The sequence below is a fragment of the Alteromonas sp. 76-1 genome, assembly GCF_900654235.1.
In the GTDB taxonomy this organism is placed as follows: domain Bacteria; phylum Pseudomonadota; class Gammaproteobacteria; order Enterobacterales; family Alteromonadaceae; genus Alteromonas; species Alteromonas naphthalenivorans.
This window is the reverse complement of sequence record NZ_LR136958.1, coordinates 1,177,498-1,198,770: the sequence shown is the minus strand read 5'-3', so window position 1 is coordinate 1,198,770 and position 21,273 is coordinate 1,177,498. Positions and strand designations below refer to the sequence as shown.

The 21,273-nt window shown below is 42.4% G+C and carries 18 protein-coding genes; 1 reads left to right on the top strand and 17 read right to left on the bottom strand.

Annotated elements, in window-relative coordinates; translation table 11 throughout:
- The 10 genes from ALT761_RS04940 to ALT761_RS04895 form a co-directional block, all read right to left on the bottom strand.
- Entirely contained in the window at nt 1-1,140 is a 1,140-nt protein-coding gene (locus ALT761_RS04940; protein ID WP_129737022.1) for a LegC family aminotransferase, read from the bottom strand.
- Between the two features lie 8 nt (nt 1,141-1,148).
- Nucleotides 1,149-2,126 (bottom strand): NAD-dependent 4,6-dehydratase LegB, encoded by a 978-nt coding sequence (locus ALT761_RS04935; protein ID WP_129737020.1) that lies wholly within the window; start codon nt 2,124-2,126, stop codon nt 1,149-1,151.
- Between the two features lie 75 nt (nt 2,127-2,201).
- Nucleotides 2,202-5,573, bottom strand: a complete 3,372-nt coding sequence (locus ALT761_RS04930) for a motility associated factor glycosyltransferase family protein (RefSeq protein WP_129737018.1) — start codon at nt 5,571-5,573, stop codon at nt 2,202-2,204.
- Nucleotides 5,574-5,575: 2 nt separating this feature from the next.
- On the bottom strand, nt 5,576-5,890 hold the full coding sequence (locus tag ALT761_RS04925) for a hypothetical protein (protein ID WP_129737016.1): 315 nt from the start codon (nt 5,888-5,890) through the stop codon (nt 5,576-5,578).
- On the bottom strand, nt 5,887-6,315 hold the full coding sequence (gene fliS, locus ALT761_RS04920; protein ID WP_013785132.1) for a flagellar export chaperone FliS: 429 nt from the start codon (nt 6,313-6,315) through the stop codon (nt 5,887-5,889). The genes ALT761_RS04925 and fliS overlap by 4 nt, the downstream gene beginning before the upstream one ends.
- Before the next feature lie 18 nt (nt 6,316-6,333).
- Nucleotides 6,334-7,767, bottom strand: a complete 1,434-nt coding sequence (gene fliD, locus ALT761_RS04915; protein WP_013785133.1) for a flagellar filament capping protein FliD — start codon at nt 7,765-7,767, stop codon at nt 6,334-6,336.
- A 24-nt stretch (nt 7,768-7,791) separates the two neighbouring features.
- Nucleotides 7,792-8,280: a flagellar protein FlaG gene (locus ALT761_RS04910; RefSeq protein ID WP_129737014.1), complete on the bottom strand. Its 489-nt coding sequence runs from the start codon at nt 8,278-8,280 to the stop codon at nt 7,792-7,794.
- Between the two features lie 89 nt (nt 8,281-8,369).
- On the bottom strand, nt 8,370-9,209 hold the full coding sequence (locus ALT761_RS04905) for a flagellin N-terminal helical domain-containing protein (protein WP_126872006.1): 840 nt from the start codon (nt 9,207-9,209) through the stop codon (nt 8,370-8,372).
- A 722-nt stretch (nt 9,210-9,931) separates the two neighbouring features.
- On the bottom strand, nt 9,932-10,783 hold the full coding sequence (locus ALT761_RS04900; RefSeq protein ID WP_013785137.1) for a flagellin N-terminal helical domain-containing protein: 852 nt from the start codon (nt 10,781-10,783) through the stop codon (nt 9,932-9,934).
- Nucleotides 10,784-11,443: 660 nt separating this feature from the next.
- The gene (locus ALT761_RS04895) at nt 11,444-12,295 is read right to left on the bottom strand and encodes a flagellin N-terminal helical domain-containing protein (protein WP_129737012.1); all 852 of its coding nucleotides are present in this window, start codon (nt 12,293-12,295) and stop codon (nt 11,444-11,446) included.
- A gap of 227 nt (nt 12,296-12,522) precedes the next feature.
- Between ALT761_RS04895 and ALT761_RS04890 the strand changes: the two genes are divergently transcribed.
- Nucleotides 12,523-13,509: a hypothetical protein gene (locus ALT761_RS04890; RefSeq protein WP_129737010.1), complete on the top strand. Its 987-nt coding sequence runs from the start codon at nt 12,523-12,525 to the stop codon at nt 13,507-13,509.
- Here the strand turns inward: ALT761_RS04890 and flgL are convergent.
- Genes flgL through ALT761_RS04855 form a run of 7 tightly spaced genes read right to left on the bottom strand, consistent with a single transcriptional unit; the run spans nt 13,486 to nt 21,218 of the window.
- On the bottom strand, nt 13,486-14,709 hold the full coding sequence (gene flgL / locus ALT761_RS04885) for a flagellar hook-associated protein FlgL (RefSeq protein WP_126872010.1): 1,224 nt from the start codon (nt 14,707-14,709) through the stop codon (nt 13,486-13,488). The genes ALT761_RS04890 and flgL overlap by 24 nt on opposite strands.
- Before the next feature lie 6 nt (nt 14,710-14,715).
- Nucleotides 14,716-16,845, bottom strand: a complete 2,130-nt coding sequence (flgK, locus tag ALT761_RS04880) for a flagellar hook-associated protein FlgK (RefSeq protein ID WP_129737008.1) — start codon at nt 16,843-16,845, stop codon at nt 14,716-14,718.
- Between the two features lie 17 nt (nt 16,846-16,862).
- Nucleotides 16,863-17,813, bottom strand: a complete 951-nt coding sequence (gene flgJ, locus ALT761_RS04875; RefSeq protein ID WP_129737006.1) for a flagellar assembly peptidoglycan hydrolase FlgJ — start codon at nt 17,811-17,813, stop codon at nt 16,863-16,865.
- On the bottom strand, nt 17,813-18,925 hold the full coding sequence (locus ALT761_RS04870) for a flagellar basal body P-ring protein FlgI (RefSeq protein ID WP_129737004.1): 1,113 nt from the start codon (nt 18,923-18,925) through the stop codon (nt 17,813-17,815). Before ALT761_RS04870 ends, flgJ begins: the two co-directional genes overlap by 1 nt.
- A gap of 20 nt (nt 18,926-18,945) precedes the next feature.
- Nucleotides 18,946-19,626 carry a flagellar basal body L-ring protein FlgH gene (gene flgH, locus ALT761_RS04865; RefSeq protein WP_129737002.1) on the bottom strand — a complete coding sequence of 227 codons (681 nt, stop codon included), beginning with the start codon at nt 19,624-19,626 and terminating at the stop codon, nt 18,946-18,948.
- An 11-nt stretch (nt 19,627-19,637) separates the two neighbouring features.
- Nucleotides 19,638-20,426, bottom strand: a complete 789-nt coding sequence (gene flgG, locus ALT761_RS04860; RefSeq protein WP_013785145.1) for a flagellar basal-body rod protein FlgG — start codon at nt 20,424-20,426, stop codon at nt 19,638-19,640.
- A 48-nt stretch (nt 20,427-20,474) separates the two neighbouring features.
- Nucleotides 20,475-21,218 carry a flagellar basal body rod protein FlgF gene (locus ALT761_RS04855; protein ID WP_057793372.1) on the bottom strand — a complete coding sequence of 248 codons (744 nt, stop codon included), beginning with the start codon at nt 21,216-21,218 and terminating at the stop codon, nt 20,475-20,477.
- Nucleotides 21,219-21,273 lie beyond the last annotated feature (55 nt).

Here is a 21,273-nt window from a genome sequence, read left to right as displayed (position 1 = left end):
CTACCCCCTCACTGAACTAGGCAAGTTCACTAATCGTTTAGCCAACCACTCAGTATTATCTAAGGGAGCACGAATAGACTTAGCGTACATAGGAAGAAGATGCATCGGAGTCCATACGGGGCGAAGCATGATGCCAGCATCGTTGCTCGATGACAGTAATGAGTTTCTTTGTTTTTCGTCTTTGCAGATAATGGCATTTAACCAATAGTTGGATACACAGCCTTCAGGCTCCTTCACAAAGGTATAAGGCTGTTCAGAAAAAAATTCTTCATAAACTGACGCTAATTCACGTTTATTTGTTATAAATTTATCTAATTGCGTGAGTTGGGCGCATCCCAAAGCGGCATTCAAATTTGGCATTCGAAAATTGCATGCAACTTCATCATGAAAAAATTCAAATCTATGTGGGACTTTGGCGGTAGTCGTGAAATGCTTTATCTTTTTATATGCAGTTTCACTTTTACACAAAATGGCACCGCCGCCTCCTGTGGTTATAATTTTATTACCATTGAAGCTCAAGGCACCATATTGGCCAAATGTACCCAGAGACTTGCCTTTGAATGTAGAACCTAAACTTTCTGCCGAATCTTCTACTAGTGCAATACCCCATGTATCACATATTTTAGCCAATGCATCTATTTCAGCAGGGTGCCCGAAGGTATGCATTGGCACTACTGCTTTCACAACTTGTTCAGTTTTCTTGCATATGCATTGCCCATTTACAACATCACAATGACTACTTAAAAATGCTAAAAGCGAATTGGGGCACATGCCCAGCGTTTCCATACTGACATCCACAAACGCAGCTTCTCCGCCCAACCAATGTATAGCGTTGCATGTTGCGACAAAAGTGAGGGATTGTGTAATAACAATATCATTTGCTCGAACACCAGCTAAATAAAGTGCAGTTTGAAGTGCAGCAGTGCCATTTACAACTGCAACGCTATAAGGGGCATGGCAAAAACCAGCGAGCTCACTTTCGAAAGCATCAACGTATGCACCAACACTTGAAACGAAAGTTGAATCTATTGTATCCGTAATATTACTCTTCTCATTGCCACCGAAAAAAGGAGCATGAAGCGGAATGATATCGTTAGTGTCGAAAACATCTCTTATGAAATGAATAAGGGTATTGTGCATAGCAATTTTTACTTGTTATACCGGTCAGTTTTATATTGAGACAGATTATGGGGGTTCGAAAACCAAGATATGGTTTGAGCTAATCCCTCATCAATTGATGTTGAAGGTACAAAACCCGTCAGGTTCTTTAACTTCGTATTATCACCCCATAACCTAAAGACTTCTGAGGTTTTAGGTCTTAGTCGAGCTTGGTCAATTTCAAACACAACCGAGCTGCTCATGATGTCACGTATTTTATTTAAGGTAGCTTCAACGGAGATTTCGTAATTCGTACTTATATTAACTACCTCACCTACCGCCGCTTCACACTGACTAAGTTGCCAAAATCCTTCACATGTGTCTAAAACGTAATTGAAATCACGTGTAGGACTGACATCTCCTAACTTAATCCTATCAACCCCAGAAGCAATTTGACCAATAATGGTAGGGATCACTGCCCGCGCTGATTGCCTAGGTCCGTAAGTATTGAAAGGACGAGCAATAATTACCGGTAGATCAAAAGCACTAAAATAACTAGTCGCAATGGCATCAGCCCCTATTTTAGAGGCACTGTAAGGTGATTGCGCTTGAAGCGGGTGATCTTCATCAATCGGAACATATTGTGCTGTTCCGTACACTTCACTGGTAGAGGTTTGTATGAAGCGCTTTATACCATGACGTTTTGCAGCTTGGCACATATTCAGCGTGCCTGTTACATTCGTATCAACATAACTATTTGGAGCGCTATAAGAGTAAGGTATCGCAATAAGCGCAGCTAAATGAAATACGATATCGATAGAGTCACAAATGGTGTCGCAGAAGTGCGGATCTCTTACATCGCCAAAGACAATTTCGAGATTATCTTGGTTTTCTTTACCTTCTAGCCAACCTTGAGAATTAAATGAATTGTATTGGCACAAGGCCCTTACTTTACAACCTTTAGATAACAAAAGTTCTGTAAGGTGTGACCCAATAAAACCATCAGCCCCTGTAACCAATACCTTCATAACATTAACCATTCCATTTATCAGGCGATAACATGTCTAAAAACAACTTATCTAATTATTATAATCTTATCTTACTTATTGACGCTTCAGAGCGCTAACGCTTAAAAACTCTTTCTCAGTTTTGATACGAACGATAAGTAACTCTTCTGTAAGCCTCGGACGATACGATAGCCTGTCTCCGAACGCTAAAATCAATGCTTCTTCGCTGAGTAGTTTACTGGTTAGCAACAGAAAGTCTTGCGTTTCATATACAGTATAATGCTGTAGCGCTTTTGTTACCGTATTTAAACCGTCAATCTTACTATTCTGATAAACAATAAGTTTCGGAATGACGATACAATCTTCAATAGTAGAATATAAAGCATTGGCGCAATGGTGGACTTGATCAAACTCGGGGGGAACAATACTAAAACTCACATCCGGTTTAACGCACGCTAAGCTAAGCAGAGCTTTGTAACACCCTCTCATACCTATAGCCAAACTGGATAGCGAATCAACGATGTATATTGCTTCTTCGTCTAACTCATCAGTGGGAAAACCAAACTCAATTCGTTTACCTTCAGGGCTATGAATATCGTTTATTTTTATATTTTGTATCTCACACCATTTTTCCAAAGCGTACAATTTCGAGCTTGGTGAGATATTGATTTTGATTGATTGACTTTCAGATAGCGTCTTCAAATAAATGTTTCTGCGTAAACCATAAAAACTACCAGAACCATCGAGACCTATTTCATCATTCTCCATGACGGACATGATGTCTTCAACGTAACGTATCCACGTTTCTATTATGGTTTTTCCAACTTCCATCAGTAAATCATCATCACCGATATTGAGAAGTTTGCTCAACACACTATTAATATAATTAAGTGTCCCGTTAAGTAAAAAAAACAACAACGATTTCTTTCTAAATAAAGACGATACTAGCAAATCTCTTTGCAGTGAAATGACTTGGTCGATATCTTCTCGGGTTTTTAACTCTCTTTTCAGCAAGTGCAAAAGAGATAACAACTCCTCTGACAGAGAATCGTCTTCAAACCTCGTGCTCAATTCTTGGTTAAATTCTTTCTTATTTACAGGAGCAAATGCTGAGTGACTTATCGTATTTAGTAACTCTTTTTTTAACTCTGCAGTTGATAGTACTAAAACGTCATCGCTGTTAAGCCCTATGGCTCCATTAATCTTGGCCCCATCACTTAAATTATAGACACTAGACTTGGTACTAACGAGAGATTGTTCAATGACAGATTTAGACACTTTGAATTCAAATTTCGAATTTACCCAAGGTCGTAGATTTCCAGGAACCAAGATTGTCGTGTTGTTGCGACTTGCATAATCGTACAGTTCTTTTCCATTATCTTGATAGTACCCTGACATTTTTGAGTGATGATAGTTAGGGTCTTTAAATCCTAAATCAATGCCGAACAAATATATTTGCTGAAACCCTAACGTAGTAATTAAGTCTACAACGAAGTTTGAAACAGTAGGGTAAGCGTGACTTAGATGCGCAAACTTTTTATGATTATGAAGCTCAGCACATGCCACCGTTGAAGCTTCACCTTGTTTGAAGGCAAGCAGAGTATTACCATAGAGTTGCATGGTATCGGGATGGATACCGTTGCAGCTTAGTAATCGAATTTTCTTCAAATATTCATTATCTTGAATTCGAGTGGCCCAGTCATGAGTCGCTCGGTTCATCTCAATTTCAGCATGAAAATCAGGCGTAATTCCGTTGCGATGAAGCGACTGTAAAGCGGTACCGCAAGAAATTATTACCACATTGTCTTTTTCACTTTTTAATACATCAATTAAATCATCCAAAGAAGGACCATTACCGACTATAAAAATAGGCACTTCTTTCACATGTGCAGATAGTAGTGAACTTGCATTATCTAATAAAAAAGGGGTGTCTTTCTCAATGGCGACGCGTGTGTGAGCAAGGCCATACTTTGCATTATCAAAGTAATCTCCCATCGCAATAATTACTTGAAGCTGCTCTCTCATTTGAGAGATTGCCGCCACTAACCTTTCGTTATAGTACCCTTGATAAAAATATGTGTTGGCTAGTACGTATGGGCCTACCGATTGAAATTGCACCAATAAATCGTCAGTTAGGTTGGTACCATCATCTCCCACATTCAAATATAACCGCTTATCACCGTCGTCAAAGCAATGAAGAATTTCATCCCAGTTTACGGTGAATAGTGACGCATAGAAAAAATCTTTATTTGGTTCGCAAATGAACAGCTTATCTACACTATGACTCTCTATTAACTCATTCAGTGAATAACCCGCACCTAACCCGAAGAAGATTAATGAGCGAACTTTTTCTGGTAACGCGCCTTTTACTTCATCTAAGCCACTCATTATAGATTCGCATTCAGACACCAATCTATAATGAAGATAATTGCGAAGTTTTATTCCTTTGTAGCCAAGTATTAAGCCATCTTTATTTGGGTGTTGTTCAAAAAGCGAAAAGCTATCTTTTCCTCCCTGACTGGGTGAATCATCGTAGAAAAGAGCACCGGTAGATTCGTAACAAAGATTTGTTTCACCTGTTGTATTTGCTACAGGCATCCAAAATTGAGGGCTATAATTTGAAAACTCTTTATGTAAGTTTGGGAAGTACTTTGCGAGCGCTGCTAAGTTTTTTTCTTTTTTACAATGATCTAGGTTTTGCTCGCTCCAACTTCCACTTTCAACATGCAATGTCCATGGCGGGACATAATTAACTAGCGATGACTTTAAAGAATGTGCAGGAACCCAGCTTGCCATATCTTGCCAAAGATTGGATCTGAGAAAACGTTCTACACTATCAAATGAAGGGCTATTTAAATGTTTATAAATTACCATTCCGCGAACAGAAAAATTTTGATTGAGCTCCTCTATGTTGCTATATAATTCACTCGCATCTTTATTAATTTGTAGAAATAGAGCAATGTCAGCTTCATTGGCTTTTCGTAATATAGACTTCCAATCAATAGCAGATACAGATGAAGCGAAATAATCCTCATTGGGCTCATAAATGACGATATATTTGTATTTTTTTTGTTCTATTAATTCAGGCAAATAATAGCCGAGTCCCAGCCCCAGCACGACTAACAACTCTGCACTTTGCAAATTTGCTTTTTCGACTGAAATATCAATAATCGGCGCACGTGAAAGCGCATTATCTATGTGCTTTTTGCTTTCCTGTTCTGGATTTAATCCATAAAGAACGTTACCGGTGAGATAATCGATTATATTGATATGACCCAGCTTATTACAAAACACTGTTGCCGAACGTGAGCGGTTAGACATTAAAGAAGGCAGGAGAGTAGGAATATTACGTTTGAAGGCCTCAATGCCATCATGATGACGGCGCTGAATTAATTTAGCAGCCTCCATTTCAATTTGTTGCTGCCTTTGTTCGTTTTCATCAATGTGAAACTGAATTTTGTTTAGCATGATTATTTATATTTCTTTAATGCTGCCCGTCCACGAGAATATTGAACGGCTTCGTCTTTAGCGCTATCTAGCAAACCACGCGCCAGTTTCTCCAATTTATTATTTATCTCTAACTCTTTTGCAGCGAATGCCTTTTCTACATCTGAGTCCATTTGCTTCAGCGCCCGCCGTATGACACGGTCGCGCAATTGAACCAAAGATCTAAAATTTTCAGTAGGGAGTGGGACGTCAGAAGGCACCAAACAGGCAGCTAATTTTTCATTAACTACCTGTAAGAATAAAGGGGTGAGTTCGTGATTAAAAATAACCTGGTTCACATAGCTTGACGATTTTGACGCTGAGCTTCAAAGGCCTCTTGCTTTGCAGTTTCAGGAATTTGCACCCACGCGTCTCGAATAGGTGTTAATAGGCTAGACACTTCATCCAGTAACTTCAAGTCGTTATTTACATGTGCATCATTTAAACGCTGAATCATGTAGTCATATAAATTAAACATGTTCTGCGCTACTTCACCGCCAATTTCAAGGTCTAACGTATCTCGTAAATGCATGAGGATAGCACTTGTCTTAGAGATAAAATCTGCTTTGGTGATAAGATCTTTTCTTTCCATTGCACCTTTGGCGTAGGCGATACGATCCAACGCGCCTTGAAGCAGCATAAGTGTAAGCTTGTGCGGATCCGCAGACGCTATATCTTGTTTTAGGTTACCTTTGCGGTAAGCGTTAATGCCTTTAAGTGCCATAAAATCTCCGAAAACTTCTTAGCCTAGTGAAGCAAGTAATGCCGAACTAGTCTGGTTTAGCTGAGCAACAGTTTGGTCTAAATTTAAATACTTATCACGAAGAATTTCTTCATAACTAAGCATTCTCAGTTCCAAGGTCTCTCGCTCGTCGTACAAATCATCTCTATCGTCTTTGGCTGACCGTTCACGCAAACTAATCAACCCGCTGTACGAGGTATATTGGTTAGCAAATTCATAAAGCCGTACCGCAACACCTTCATCGTCATCAGTAAATAGCGATGCTATTTCATCAAAATTATCTTCAAGAGCATCAGCAAGACGATCTTCGCCTGACCCCAATCCATAGTCGGTGGTACCAATTTCTAGTTTACCATCGTCATCAAATTCTATGCCTAACTGGAACAATCCACCCAATGCAGATGCGCTGTTACTGTCACCGACTATACTGGCCAAGCCTGATTGTATTCCGCGCAATAACGAATCTCCCGCCAACGCGCCATCATCTTCTAATTCCGACTCACCGTATTTTGTTAGCAGGCCTATTTCATCAATCAAACTATTGTAGTTTTCTACGAAATCACGAATTTTTTTATCGAGGCCTTCTTTGTCGTAACCAATCTCTAATTTTGTAGAAAGGAAATCGCCAACAGCGTCTTTGGGCGAAATTTCGTTAACTTCAAAAGACACGTTTTGAATCGTATTTTCAAACTCATTCGATTCACTTTCAACCGCGATACCGTCTATATAGGCAATCGCATTTTGTGCAGATTCGATGTTCGCAGGGTCGATGCTACCTGCACCACCAGTGGTGGAAAGCCTATCTAACTCCGCGTTACCATTATCATTAGTAATCACCAAATCGTTGCCTGTACCCGTTTCGCTAGAACTAAATACTAAACGAGGGCCGGCAGCTGTGCCGGTATCGATAATGTTGGCAGTTACACCGAAGTTATCATCTGCGTTATTAATTTTTTCTCTAAGCGCGGTTAATGAGGTACCAGCTGTAATATCAATCGTGAAGCTGTCGCTTCCGCCTACATCAAAAGTAAGTGAGCCTGTTCCCGACGTTAAAACGGGATCAGAACTGGCGGTAAACGCACCATCGTCGGTAGTAATTCGGCTGCCTTGGGCTAATTGCTCAACCACAATATCGTACGAACCACGAAGGGCCGAATTAGATGCTTCTGCAGACAGTACATCATCGTCTTCAGAAGGATTAGTAATCGTCGGTTCACGACCGTTAATGTCGTTATCGCTTCGTAGATCATCAACCGCATCTTTAAAATCAGAAAATTTGGATTTGATCTGACCTAAGCCTGAGATTTCCGCTTCAATCTGTTCTTCTTTTGCATTCAACCGATCTTCTTTCGGCTGACGTTCAGCGGTAAGAAGCTGTTGAACTAGGTCGTCAAGTGCTAAACCTGAACCTACCCCTAATGATTGAATTGTCATACTTTACCTCGTTAAACACGGTTGCTAGACGCGATTGTTAATAAATACCCCTACACTGTCGCCAACGTCTTGCTGCAAATCTTGAATACGTTCAGCAAGCGCTAATACTTCTTCAGAGGGTATTTGTCTTATTACATCACCAGACTCAGAATCTTTTACCGTAACAACCGAGCGCTTAGTTTCGTCATCAATAGAAAACGCCAAATTCCTATTTTGCGTTTGCAAGAATGATTCTACTTCTTGAACTGCATTCTCTAGCGAAGCTTGATTCTCTTCTCCAGACACTTTATCGGCTGAAGGATTAGAACCTTGAGGCAAATTTTGTACACTAGATACATCATTTTTTAGTGCAGAATTGGTTTGACTACTGTTCGCTTGCTGTTGGCCAGCACTATTGTTTTCGCTGTCGTTGCTCGCTTTCGCTGAGCTCTCGTTTGGTGCTACTTTAGACACAGGTGCTGACTCAGAAGCTAATGCAAAAGCCTGACCAGTTTGATTATTTACAATTTCCACTTATTTCACCCCCCTTTTGAAACGACAAAACGGGCCCTTGCAAGTAAGCAAGCACCCGTTACATTCCAACTAAGGTATTAAATTATAGCTTATCCAAGCAAAGATAGCGCAGTTTGAGGGCGCTGGTTTGCTTGACTTAGTACAGAAATAGATGCCTGCTGAATAATCTGATTACGTGTCAGATCTGCAGTTTCAGATGCAAAATCTGTATCACGAATCTGAGAACGTGCAGATGACAAGTTCTCACTGATATTGCTTAGGTTACGAATAGTTGATTGGAAACGGTTTTGAAGCGCACCCAGGTCAGCTCGAACCGCCCCAATACCTGATATTGCAGCGTCTACGTCAGATAGAAGCGAAGACGCACCATCAGCTGTGGCAACACTGTTAGTAGTAATGCCCAATCCAGTCGCACTAAATCCATTGATAGAACCTAAATTACCGCTTGATAAATTAACAGAGATAGTTTGGCCCGCGTTTGCACCCACTAAGAAAGATGCAGAAAAATTTCCATCCAATAAATTTACACTTCCGAACTGCGTATCGGTCGCAATACGTGAAATTTCAGTTCTAAGCGCCGACACTTCTTTTTGAAGTGCTAAGCGGTCAGCTGAAGAGTTAATTCCATTTTGTGATTGAACTGCTAATTGACGAATACGCTGTAAACTAGACGTTACTTCGCTTAGCGCACCTTCTGCAGTCTGTGATAATGAGATAGCATCGTTAGCGTTACGAACAGCTTGGTTCAAACCTTCAACTTGAGACGTTAGACGGTCAGAAATTTGAAGACCAGCAGCATCATCTGCCGCACTGTTGATACGAAACCCAGATGACAATCTCTCAAATGACGTGTTCAATTTATCACTTACGTCAAAAAGCTGACGTTGAGCGTTAATTGATGACACATTAGTATTTACAAATAAAGACATTAGATTACCTCCTAGGGATTCAATGATGCCTGTGCTATCATCAAACCCTTCCAGTTCAAATTAGCTGGGTCACTACTCCCGACTAACTTCCTCTTGCAAAGTAAATTACATTACCCCTCAACAATAGGTATCGGCCAAGTCTTTAGCTTCTTTAGTTTTTTTTTGCTTTTTTTTTCAAATAAATTCAAAGAATATTTAAGCTGTTGATTTATAAAAATTAATTATCTTTTTATTTTTGTTTTTTTTTGTCTTTTTAGCCATTAAATAGACACAGATGCTAATCAATTAGTGATAAATCGATTCACATTTTGGCTGACAACATTTATTTTGAAGGTAATGCGGCATCGTTAGGTTTAACAATGATTCGTAGGTTTGACACATTAAATGAATACACTTGGCATGGAAGGTGCATTTGTATTTGTGAATCATTAATTTTGCTCAAGTTAATGATTTCAGTTTGGCAGGGTGTTTCGGCTTAGAATAAAAAAAAGGCCGAGACATTAAATCTCGGCCAATCTGCTCACGTTAGGAGATTGAGCAAATACTGTTTCAGTCGGCTGGCAGGGTTTTAGTAGGATAAACTGGCCTCTCAACCAACACTTCTACACTCTCAGTCCTGTTAGTCGGCGCTTTCTCAAAGGGGGCGGCCTTAAATGGCCGCCATTCCTTCATTAGGGGATGGCCTCTCAACTCCTTCCCAATTAAAACGCCTTATTTACTTCTTACCCCAGTAGTGACAATGCCGCTTGTGGACGTTGGTTTGCCTGGGCAAGAATAGTGGTACTTGCTTGTTGAAGAATCTGGTTACGGCTCAACTCTGCCGTTTCGGTGGCAAAATCTGTATCTTTAATTCGTGATCTTGCCGCTGATACGTTCTCAGAAATATTACTTAAGTTTCTGATTGTTGACTGGAAGCGGTTTTGAAGTGCACCCAAGTCTGCGCGAAGACCACCTATTGCAGATATCGCATTATCCACTGAACCAAGTAGCGCTGATGCATTCGTTTCTGTTAATACATCATTATTCCCACCAACAATTCCTAAGCCTGTTGCACTGAAACCATTAATGCCTGCGCGGCCCAATGCTTGTGTCGACAAGTTAACAGAAATTGTTTGTCCCGCATTTGCGCCTACTAAGAAGCGAGCTGAAAATGCGCCAGTGAGTACATCTACGCCAGCGAACTGGGTTGTGGTAGCAATACGTGAAATTTCAGTACGAAGCGCTGACACTTCTTTTTGAAGTGCTAATCTATCCGCAGAAGAGTTAATACCATTTTGCGATTGAATAGCAAGGGTACGAATTCGTTGTAAGGCAGTCGTTGTTTCTTGCATTGCGCCTTCAGCAGTTTGCGATAATGAAATCGCATCGTTTGCATTACGTACCGCTTGGTTTAGGCCTTGAACTTGCGAGGTCATACGGTCAGTAATTTGCAGACCTGCAGCATCATCAGCGGCGCTGTTAATTCTAAAACCAGATGATAAACGTTCAAATGCAGTATCTAAGTTATTGCCTGTTGAAAACAACTGGCGCTGCGCATTAAGCGATGACACATTAGTATTTACAAATAGACTCATGAGAGGTCTCCTAACAGTTTAAGTTTTGCGCTATTGATTTTATTATTTGCGCGAGTTAATTAAATATTTTGGCATAGCTTGTGCTTCACATAATTGTCAGGATTTTATTCTGACGCTTTAGCGGGTCACTCCCGGTAAAGCTTGTTACACAGAGAAGGAAACTTCTCTTTTGCTGACTGTCGGGTTTGTTGTTCCAGACCTCAAACCTCTCACTACCTCCTGGCTTCATTCTCGCCAGTCAGCAGCCCAATCAGCAAACTTAACTCTTTATCGACTTACCTCACCATTTCCTTTAGAACTTTATGAAAATAATTTTTATGATTTTAAGCCATTGATCTCCTGACAATAACTAAAACCTAGCAGTCAATTAACACTCCTTAAAACACCACAAACGTATTACTTTTATTATTCGTTATAGGCCTTAAAGAGAGGAAGTAATGTTTACCTTCCCTTTGTTATAGTTATCGTACCGGTTAGCCATTTACTTTAGGTTTTTTTGATCTTTTTGAAAAAACTATTTAGTTCAATAGCTTAAATCACAGAAATAAAAAAAGGCCGATTAAAAAATCGGCCTTTTTGAATTTAAATCACTGTGGAACAACTGAGGTTAAAGGTTCACTACCTCCTGGCCCCATTCTCTCACTATTATCAACTAGCGTATTAACCTAGAAGCTGTAGTGCCGCCTGTGGACGCTGATTCGCCTGAGACAACACGGTAGTGCTCGCCTGCTGTAGAATCTGGTTACGGGTCAAGTTAGCAGTCTCTGTGGCAAAATCAGTATCTTTAATTTGCGAACGTGCAGCAGATACATTTTCAGAGATGTTACTTAAGTTACGAATAGTAGACTGGAAACGGTTTTGAAGCGCACCTAGGTCAGCACGAAGGCCACCTACCGCTGAAATAGCCGTATCTACACTAGCTAGCATACTTGATGCGTTTTCGCTGGTAAGTACGTTATTAGTGCCACCAGTAATTCCTAAACCTGTCGCACTAAAACCATTTACACCAGCGTTTGACAACGGAGTAGTAGAGAGGTTTACAGAAATCGTTTGACCAGCGTTTGCACCTACCAAGAACTTGGCAGAGAAGTCACCTGACAATATATTTACACCAGCGAACTGAGTCGTTGTTGAAATACGCGATATTTCAGTTCTTAATGCAGATACTTCTTTTTGAAGTGCTACACGGTCAGCAGAGCTGTTGATACCATTCTGTGATTGAATTGCTAGTGTACGAATACGTTGAAGAGAAGTCGTCGTTTCAGACAACGCACCTTCAGCAGTTTGCGATAGTGAGATCGCATCGTTAGCGTTACGTACCGCTTGGTTAAGACCTTGAACTTGTGAAGTCATTCGGTCGGTGATTTGTAGACCTGCGGCGTCATCTGCAGCACTGTTTATACGGAAACCCGAAGACAGACGCTCAAAAGACGTACCCAAAGAATTGCTTACATCAAATAATTGACGCTGAGCATTCAATGAGGAAACATTGGTATTGACGAACATAGACATAAAGTCTCTCCTACACTCTCAGTCCAGCGTGAGCTGGCTGCCGGGGATCCGGCTATTACAATTTTAATAGTCACCAATACCTGAGGGGTAATGATGAACTGGCTCTCTCAGTGTTTGTATCGACATAACAGCAGTTCCCTTTAGAATTATTTACAAAAATTGCCGTAGTGCGGTATAAAATTGCCGTTTACGATTACATAACAGTCGGATTTTAAAAGGGTATTAGCGTGAATATAAATTTGAAGATTAACGCGGTTGAGCGAATTTCATCGGAAGGTGAGCACTGCGCATTCACTGATTTAATCGAAAATCCCTTCGACAATAGTCGTAAATCACTACTGTGCTGCTATCGACGAGCCTTAAACCATATAAGCCCAGATGGCGTTGTAATTGTCTGCAAAGTGAATGTTGATTCGGGGGCAAAAACTTACCAGCGACTGGCACTACCCTCTTGGGATTTACGCGATCCAAAATTTTGTTTTGATGGTCGAAAGTTAATCATCACTGCCTATGCTAAGCACAAAGACGCAAATACGGGTGCGGTAACCACTAAAATGGTGAGTTACTTTTCTACCACGGGAGATTCTTGGTCAACACCTCACTTTTTTGGGCATTCCGGTTGGTGGCTTTGGCGCATAACATGGAACAAGGATAAGGCTTATGGTTTTGCCTATAACCGCAAAAGTCAAAGAATTGATTTGTATGTAGGCAACCCACGCAAACAACTTTACCTTCAAAAGAAAGGCGCTATTTCTTTTGAGAAGCACACATTTGGCTACCCAAATGAAAGTCATATATTGTTTGACGATACTGATAAAGCAACGGCGATTGTACGCCGAGATGCTGATAGTTTCAGCGCCAAACTAGGTTTCTCATCTCCGCCCTATACCAATTGGAAATGGCACGATTTGAAACAGTACGTTGGAGGGCCGGTTATGTTATCACTTACCGAAAATACGTATGTGGTAGCAGGTAGAAACTGGGATGGTAAAAGTCTGACAACGGCAATTTGGTTACTTTCATCAACCGATTATTCGCTGAAACTTCTGATGACCTTACCGAGTAAAGGAGACAATAGTTATCCGGGGTTAGTATGGCAAGACGACACGCTGTATGTCTCTTATTACTCAGATCATATCGATAACAAAACCAGAGTATATCTTGCCACATTGTCAGGGATGAATGGCCTATTAAATGAAGTTAAACAAGGATAAATTAGACACTTGTGGGAAAGTAGCTAATGCCGCATTGAGTGCCGTTTCTTGTTTGGCAAACTCCGTAGAGGCCTCTGCATAATCAACATCTTGAATTGATGAACGGGATGCCTTTGCCGCAATTTCCATATCAAGGTTACTTTCGTAAGTAGATTCAGCGATATTTAGGCGGCTACCTATAGAGGCGCGTTCTAAAGATATTTTTTCTAACCCATTATCTAACCCAACTAATGAGTCGGCAATGGCTTCTTGCAGCGCACTATCATCAATGGTGCTATCCATAAGTATGGTTTGAATTTCATGAAGCGATTGAGCCATACTCTTTTTCTCAGGCGCATCCAAAGAAAAATTAATGGTATCGCCAACGGCAGCACTCGCTTCAAACTGCATACCTTTGATAGTAAATGGGCTACCGGAAGTATAGCCAACCGTTCCCACAACTGCGCCTGTGCCTGTATTAGTTAACTGTGCTTCTCCCGATGCTAAAAACTCCACTTGATAGTCATTATTAGCACTGGTCACTGGGTCATAATTCTTATTGAAAAAGGTATCAAACGTACCTTGTTCTTTTACCACCGTGTTTTGTAAATCGGCTACTGTACTGCCGGTTACTGAGAAATCAAAACGAGATAGTACGTTCTCAAAAACTTCATAACCGTTGCTGGTAGATTGTATCTTTGAGCTAGACGATAACTGAATAAAACTTACACCTGCATCACCTGAAAATGTAATGGCATTTCCTGATGATGCGGGGTTGTAGGTAAAGGCTTGGTTCGCAGATTGATAACCTGCATACATATAATTGCCATCGGCGTCTTGCGTATTCATTAAGTCGAAGATTTCCAACTTAATTTGTTCTAACTCAGCCCCGATAGCGCGTTTATCAGGGTCGTCAAGAATACCCGAGCCTGCTTGAACGACCAATGTTCTAGCACGGTTAATTGAATTGGTAATATTCGTTAGCACTGCTTCTTGCTGTTCTAAAGAGCCTGTTACCAAATCATTATTTCGTTGGAATTGCGTCAGCCCATCAAGCTCTTCGGTCAAGCGCAGTACTTTTGCAGCGCCCACAGGATCGTCTGCCGGCGTAATGATCCGCTTACCCGTCGCTAACTGCTCTTGCGTTTTAACCAAATTTTCTTGGTTTTCCATAATGGAGCGAATGCTTTGGTCGTAAACTTGACTCGTCGATATACGCATAATCTGTTACCTCGCCGCACTTAGAATGGTGTCGAACAACTCTTGCGCTGTGCTTAAAATTCGTGCTGCGGCAGAATAAGACTGCTGAAACTTAACCAGGTTTGCCGCCTCTTCATCTAGACTTACTCCAGATACTGACTCAAACCAATTTTCTGATTGGGTTTTCATTGCCTCTGCTGAAGTTAACGAAATGTCAGCCATGGCTGCGTCTTCACCAATCCGCCCGACCATAGATGCATAGGCATCTTGAAAAGTACGTTGCTGGTTGGTTGATTCACTGCTCACTTGCACGAGATTCTCGTTCTGCAACGCTGCGATCTCAAGTGCATTACTGTTGTCGTTGAAACCATCAGTGTTGTAACTAATAGTAAAACTATCACCTGCTTTAGGTACACCATCTAAACTGATGTCGTAACCTGGGTAGTCATCTAGTGATGAAAATGCTGCAGGCCAAGCTGGGCTACTGCCACTACTTTCTGCCTGTGCTAATAAGTTGCTTAAATTCGTTGCGCCCGTCACATTGGTAATGACATTTGGCGGTGTCTCTCCATCTAACACTTGATAGCTATCTTCTGCGGTGAAGACGATTTGAGCTGGCGCGCCAAATGTACCACTTGGCGAGCTGGCTAAATCATGTATTCCACCTGCACCATCAAATGCAGATTGTTCGGTACCACCGCCAACTTCCGTGTTGGTAATCGATACCCCACTTACATTGGCGCTACCTAAATTCGTGGCATCTGCTTGAGCTCTTACGGGCGCCGCAAACGCGAGATCTTCAGGTCTGTTTGTGGCTAGCTCAATGGATGATGCAATCGTTTTAGTCGGTTGCATCAAGAATTCATCGCCAACCGCATAGGTGGAGGTACCGCCAAATTCTACTTCAATACCACCTGGTAATTCATTGAAGCCACTAGCGACGGTGTAGTTTGAATAAACAATATCATTTCCAGATCCGTCTTTTTGCGGTGTTCCATCAGGATTTAAAAAAGTAATTTCTATTTCGCTAGGAACCCCTGCAGATACCGCAGTCACTTCAATTTGATAATCGGCATCAGTGAGTTCAGCGCCCTTGCCAGCAACAAGCTGCCCAACGACCTGATAGTCTCCGCTGGTATCTTGAGTTTCTAAGCCCCTAAAAGTAGGAATGTCGAAGATATTGCCGCCTAGTTGACCGTCTAAATCCATCCCCAACTTGTTTTGGGTATTTACTGCGTCGGCAAAGGTAACAGAAAGCTGGCCTACGTCGCGCATAGCCGTGCCTAGCACTTCATTTCTGTAACGAAATAATCCGCCGAGGCTGCCCCCTAAGTCACTTTCAACAATACGGATGGTAGTATCGTTTTTCGTTTGAGAACCAAAATCTGTTTCTAACTTAAGTTCTTTGCTGGTTGAATCTGCACTGGTACTTATTTCGAATAAATTAAACGCGCCGTTTTCTAATATGAGTGATTCGCCAGTGGTCAAATTCACGGTAATCGCACCGTTTTGACTTTGACTGTCTTTCACATCGATAGCCATAATAGAGGCAAGCTCTTCAACGGCGGCATCTCGTTTATTCATTAATGCGCTGGGTTCGTCGCTAGTGTTGTTTCCTTTGGCAATCACGATGTTTTTGTTGAGTTCGCCAATAGAGCTAATCAAGCTATTGGTTCTGTTCACCAAAGACGTGACTTCAAGGTTAAACTCTTCTTCCTTTTCCACCATGTAATCTGACAGGGTTTTCATACGTTGATACAGCGACTCTGATTTTCCTAATACCTGTTCACGAGACGCTAAGTTTGTAGGGTCGTCTGAGGCAGTTTGTACCGCCGCAAAATAGTCACTAATGCCTTTAGATAGAGAGTTCGCCTCACTGGCTAAAAGGGTATCAATCGCTGACGTTTTGGAAGAAAAAGCCTCTAGCTCACCTACCGAAGTTATATCGCGGCGAAGCTGGTTTTGCGCAAATACATTTATAATTCGCTCTGTATTTCCGATTTCAACACCGAATACATCACTGTTAACCAGCTCGGTGCGTTCACGTACGTACCCAGGCGTATTTACATTGGCAATATTATTACTGGTAGTTTGTAAAAGCTTACTACTGGCGTTTACACCACTGGTGGCTAGGGAAAATAAATCAACTGCGCTCATATATTAAACCCCTCTTCTTACGGCATTAAGCCGTTAAGCCTATCGCTGTGGTAAACCGCCATAATTTTACTGGCGTAGTTAGGATCCGTAGCATATCCAGCGCTTTGTAGTTCTCGCGTATAACTGTGTGCATCTGAGGCTTGTTCCACCGCTTGCTGATAACGAGGCTGTGTGACAATAAAGCGCCCATAGTCATCAACTGCCTCTTCTAATGAAGCATAGGAGCGAAATGCCGCTTTTTGCTTTTGTGGAATGCCGCTATTGAATTCAAGGGTATCGACTACCGCTTGCTTGCCGTCCCACTGCGAATTCGCTTTAATTCCGAAAAGATTATGCGAACTTTCACCGTCGCTATTGTGAATAACAAACTTGCCCCACCCTGTTTCAACCGCGGCCTGTGCAATAATCGCTTTTGCATCCATACCGTACTTTTCAGCCACTTGTTCAGCATAGGGACGTAACGTTTCAACAAAGTCTTCGGGGCTATCGAACATGCTGTCTTTCGTGGCCGATTGCACACCTTTAGATTCAGAAGCCAGCACAGTTTCTTGCGCTTGCTCTGTAGCGATAACACGGTCGCGGTTCAGCGAATTCAAGTTACCGTCACTGCGAATTACGCTAGCAGGTAAATAACTGTCTTCAGATTGGCCCATTTGTTTAACGATAATGTCAGCCAACCCCATACCGCCACCTGCCGTTAAATCGGTTGCTAGCTGTTGGTCGTGCATGTCCCGATAAAACTTAACTTGCTGGGAATTAAACGGGCTATCTTCATCGGCAAGCGCGTCTTGTGCTTTACGCATGGACTTCAGCATCATTTGCACAAATATGGCTTCGAACTGCTCTGCCGCTTCTTGCAATACACTTTCATCACCCGAAGCAATGGCCTCGCGCATTTTATTAATACTGCCAAGATCGTGAACATTGCGTGCCATATCGAGCTGATTTTTTGAGCTGAATGCTTCCATTAGATGATCACCAATTCACCATGTAGCGCACCGGCCTGCCTTAATGCTTCTAAAATCGCCATTAAATCACCTGGTGCAGCACCCACTTCATTAACGGCTCGCACTAGCTGATCCAGTGTGACTCCGGGTTCAAACGAAAACATGCGACTGTCTGATAAATCCACATCAACAATCGACTGTGTTGTCACCACCGTTTCACCATCTGCAAACGCATTGGGCTGGGTAACTTGTTGATTTTCTGAAATTGTCACTGTTAACCCGCCATGGGTAATAGCGGCAGGTAGTAAACGCACGTCTCGACCAATTACAATCGTACCGGTACGGCTATTGATGACAACTCGCGCAGGCGCATCGGCTGGCGTGAATTCAAAATTTTCGAGTGTGGCCAAAAAGCCCACTCGCTGACCAACATCTCTTGGCGCTGATACACGCACTGACGCGGCATCAATCGGCGTAGCGATGGAATAACCTTTTTCTGGCTGTGCACCTAATCGCTCGTTAATCACATCAGCTAACGCTTTTGCAGTTGAAAAGTCAGGGTAATGCAAGTTCAGAGTTAATGAATCGCCATTAGCGAAACCGCTTGGTACGGTTTGCTCTACCATAGCGCCGTTGGGAATACGGCCTACAGTGGGTGTATTAACCACAATTCGTGAACCATCGCCGCCTTGTGCACCAAAGCCACTTACTACCAAGCTACCTTGCGCTACTGCATACACTTTGCCATCTACACCGCGAAGGAATGTTTGTAAAAGCGTGCCGCCTTGCAAGCTACTCGCTTCCCCTACTGACGACACGGTAATATCAATGGTCTGCCCTGGCTTAGTAAAAGCAGGCAATTCTGCGTGAACAGCTACCGCTGCCACGTTTTTGATCTTGGGTTTAGTGTTGGAATCTAAGCTGATACCAAAGTTACTTAGCATGGTACGAAAGCTTTGCTCGGTGAAAGGACTTTGTTCACCAGTACCAGGTAAACCGACCACTAAGCCATAGCCTACTAACTGGTTGCTTCTCACCCCTTGGATACTTGCCAAGTCTTTGATGCGTTGTGCATTAACATTGCCAGATAGCACCAGTGTTAATGCGATAAGTAGTACTGAAAACAAACGCATAATAATTCTCCTAGCCCCGCTTAAAGCGGCCACCATGATGATGTGAAAAACTTCGTAAGCCAGCCTTTTTCCTGCGCACTAGCAAAGGAACCCGTACCGCTGTATTGAATTCTGGCATTAGCTATCTTTGTCGATAACACTTCATTTTCGGGACTAATGTCAGATAAGCGAATGATGCCCGTTAAACGAATGTATTCATCGCCATGGTTTAGAGTGAGCCACTTTTCGCCGCGAATAACTAAATTGTCATTGGGTAGCACTTCCACTACCGTAACCGAGATATTTCCCGATAAACTGTTACTTTGGTTTGTTGCCGCATCACCTGCAAAGTCGTTTGACGAACTTACGCCAAGCTGAACAGATTGGCCGCCAATATTTAATGCTTGCCCACCTAATCCGGTGATCGTGTCTAAATCTACCGTGGTGTCTTTTGATGTCGATGTACCAGCTGATTTACTCGCGTTGGTATTTTCACTTAACGTGATAGTAATAATGTCGCCAACCCGTCTAGCCGTCATATCTGAATATAAGCTATTGGCCATATAAGAGCGGAACAGCGAACCATCTTCTACAATCTTCTCGCGAGGATAATCAGGTACCACTGGGGCAAACGATGGATCGTTTGCTTGAACCGGTGGCTGGTTAGTGCTTGCACAACCTGCCAATATTGTCACTGAAAGAAAGAGTCCGAGAATTCGCATAACATTACTCACTAAAGTTGCTGAATGACTTGTCCAAGCATCTGATCCACCGATGAAATCACTTTCGAGTTCATCTCGTACAAACGCTGACTTTCAATCAAATTAACCAGCTCTTCGGTCACATTCACGTTAGAGGTTTCTAACGTACCCTGTGCAATAGTGCCTATACCTTGAAGGCCTGGCACACCTTGAATAGGCGCGCCACTTGATGCGGTTTCAACGTAAAGGTTCTGTCCAATAGGCTGCAGACCAGTTGGGTTAATGAAGTCTGATAGGTTCATTTGCCCAAGCACTTGCGGCTCGGCTTGACCACGAATTGACACGCTAATTTCACCGTCTTGTGAAATGGTAATTTGCTGCGCGTCCTCTGGAATAGCCACCTCAGGTTGTAATAGAAAGCCAGCGCCGGAGGTCACTATTTGACCTTGGTCGTTCATTGAAAACTGGCCGTTTCTAGAATAAGCAATGGTGCCGTCTGGCTGTAATATTTCAAAATAACCCCGCCCTTGAATAGACATGTCCAATGCGTTATCCGTGGTCAGCAAGTTACCTTGGGTATGTGCTTTTTGCGTTGATACTACCTTTGAACCAGAACCTAACATAAGGCCCGAAGGTAGTTCGGTATCAGCTGATGAGCGGCCACCAGGTTGGTTTATGTTTTGATAAAGCAAGTCTTCAAAAATTGCTCTGTCTTTTTTAAAGCCTACCGTTGATGCGTTAGCCAGGTTGTTCGATACCACCGCGACATCTGTTTGTGCGGCATCAAGACCTGTTTTACTTATCCACAATGCTGGGTGCATGGCGACCTCCTAACCTTTAAAGTTCGTATAACGAAATTGTTAACTATTTTATAGAATGCGTAGTAACTGGTTGCCGCGAGAATCTAGCTCGTCAGCTTGCTTCATCATCTTCACTTGAAGCTCATAGTGGCGCTGAAGGCTTATCATGTTGACCATTTCGTCAACGGCATTCACGTTCGAGCCTTCCAACATGCCAGACATTACTTTCACACCAGCACTTGCTGGGGCTACCGTACCGTCTTCCATTCTAAATAAACCATCAGTGCCTCGTTCCATATCGGCATAGTTCGGCTTAACCAATTTCAGCCGGCCAACATCTTCAATCACATTTTCTGGCGCGCCTAGCTGTCTCATTGACAACGTGCCGTCCATACCGATATCTAAATTATCTAGTGGTACAGGGAGGAAAATTGGACCGTTATCGCCTAAAACGGGGCGATTGTGCACATCTGTCAAAATACCGTCGTCACCAAGCTTAAAGTTACCGTCACGAGAATAGGCTTCTTGCCCATTGTCATCTTGAACGGCAAACCAGCCATCGCCTTGTATCGCAACGTCTAAATCACGACCCGTTTGAATCATAGGACCTGATTCATAGTTGTTTGACGGACTTTCGGTCATTGAAAAAACGCGAGACGGCAAACCTTCGCCGTAGGCAGGCATTGACCTTGCCTGTTCTAACTGAGCTCTAAACCCAGTTGTTTGCGCGTTAGCCAAGTTATTGGCACGAAGCCCAGTACCTAAAAGGTCTTGAGATGCACCACTGGCAGCAATGTAGAGAAGTTTGTCCATGACTGACTTTTGACTCTGGTTAAACCATATACAGGTTTTGCAATCCCAGTGCCAA

Bases quoted from the DNA above. Each gene is read 5' to 3' on its own strand.
- ALT761_RS04870 (WP_129737004.1), bottom strand. From the start codon at position 18,925: ATGCGTTTGTTTTCAGTACTACTTATCGCATTAACACTGGTGCTATCT.
- flgJ (WP_129737006.1), bottom strand. From the start codon at position 17,813: ATGGAAGCATTCAGCTCAAAAAATCAGCTCGATATGGCACGCAATGTT.
- ALT761_RS04940 (WP_129737022.1), bottom strand. From the start codon at position 1,140: ATGCACAATACCCTTATTCATTTCATAAGAGATGTTTTCGACACTAAC.
- ALT761_RS04935 (WP_129737020.1), bottom strand. From the start codon at position 2,126: ATGAAGGTATTGGTTACAGGGGCTGATGGTTTTATTGGGTCACACCTT.
- fliS (WP_013785132.1), bottom strand. From the start codon at position 6,315: ATGGCACTTAAAGGCATTAACGCTTACCGCAAAGGTAACCTAAAACAA.
- ALT761_RS04895 (WP_129737012.1), bottom strand. From the start codon at position 12,295: ATGTCTATGTTCGTCAATACCAATGTTTCCTCATTGAATGCTCAGCGT.
- ALT761_RS04905 (WP_126872006.1), bottom strand. From the start codon at position 9,209: ATGTCTTTATTTGTAAATACTAATGTGTCATCAATTAACGCTCAACGT.
- ALT761_RS04855 (WP_057793372.1), bottom strand. From the start codon at position 21,218: ATGGACAAACTTCTCTACATTGCTGCCAGTGGTGCATCTCAAGACCTT.
- flgK (WP_129737008.1), bottom strand. From the start codon at position 16,845: ATGAGCGCAGTTGATTTATTTTCCCTAGCCACCAGTGGTGTAAACGCC.
- flgL (WP_126872010.1), bottom strand. From the start codon at position 14,709: ATGCGTATATCGACGAGTCAAGTTTACGACCAAAGCATTCGCTCCATT.
- flgH (WP_129737002.1), bottom strand. From the start codon at position 19,626: ATGCGAATTCTCGGACTCTTTCTTTCAGTGACAATATTGGCAGGTTGT.
- flgG (WP_013785145.1), bottom strand. From the start codon at position 20,426: ATGCACCCAGCATTGTGGATAAGTAAAACAGGTCTTGATGCCGCACAA.
- ALT761_RS04900 (WP_013785137.1), bottom strand. From the start codon at position 10,783: ATGAGTCTATTTGTAAATACTAATGTGTCATCGCTTAATGCGCAGCGC.
- ALT761_RS04930 (WP_129737018.1), bottom strand. From the start codon at position 5,573: ATGCTAAACAAAATTCAGTTTCACATTGATGAAAACGAACAAAGGCAG.
- fliD (WP_013785133.1), bottom strand. From the start codon at position 7,767: ATGACAATTCAATCATTAGGGGTAGGTTCAGGTTTAGCACTTGACGAC.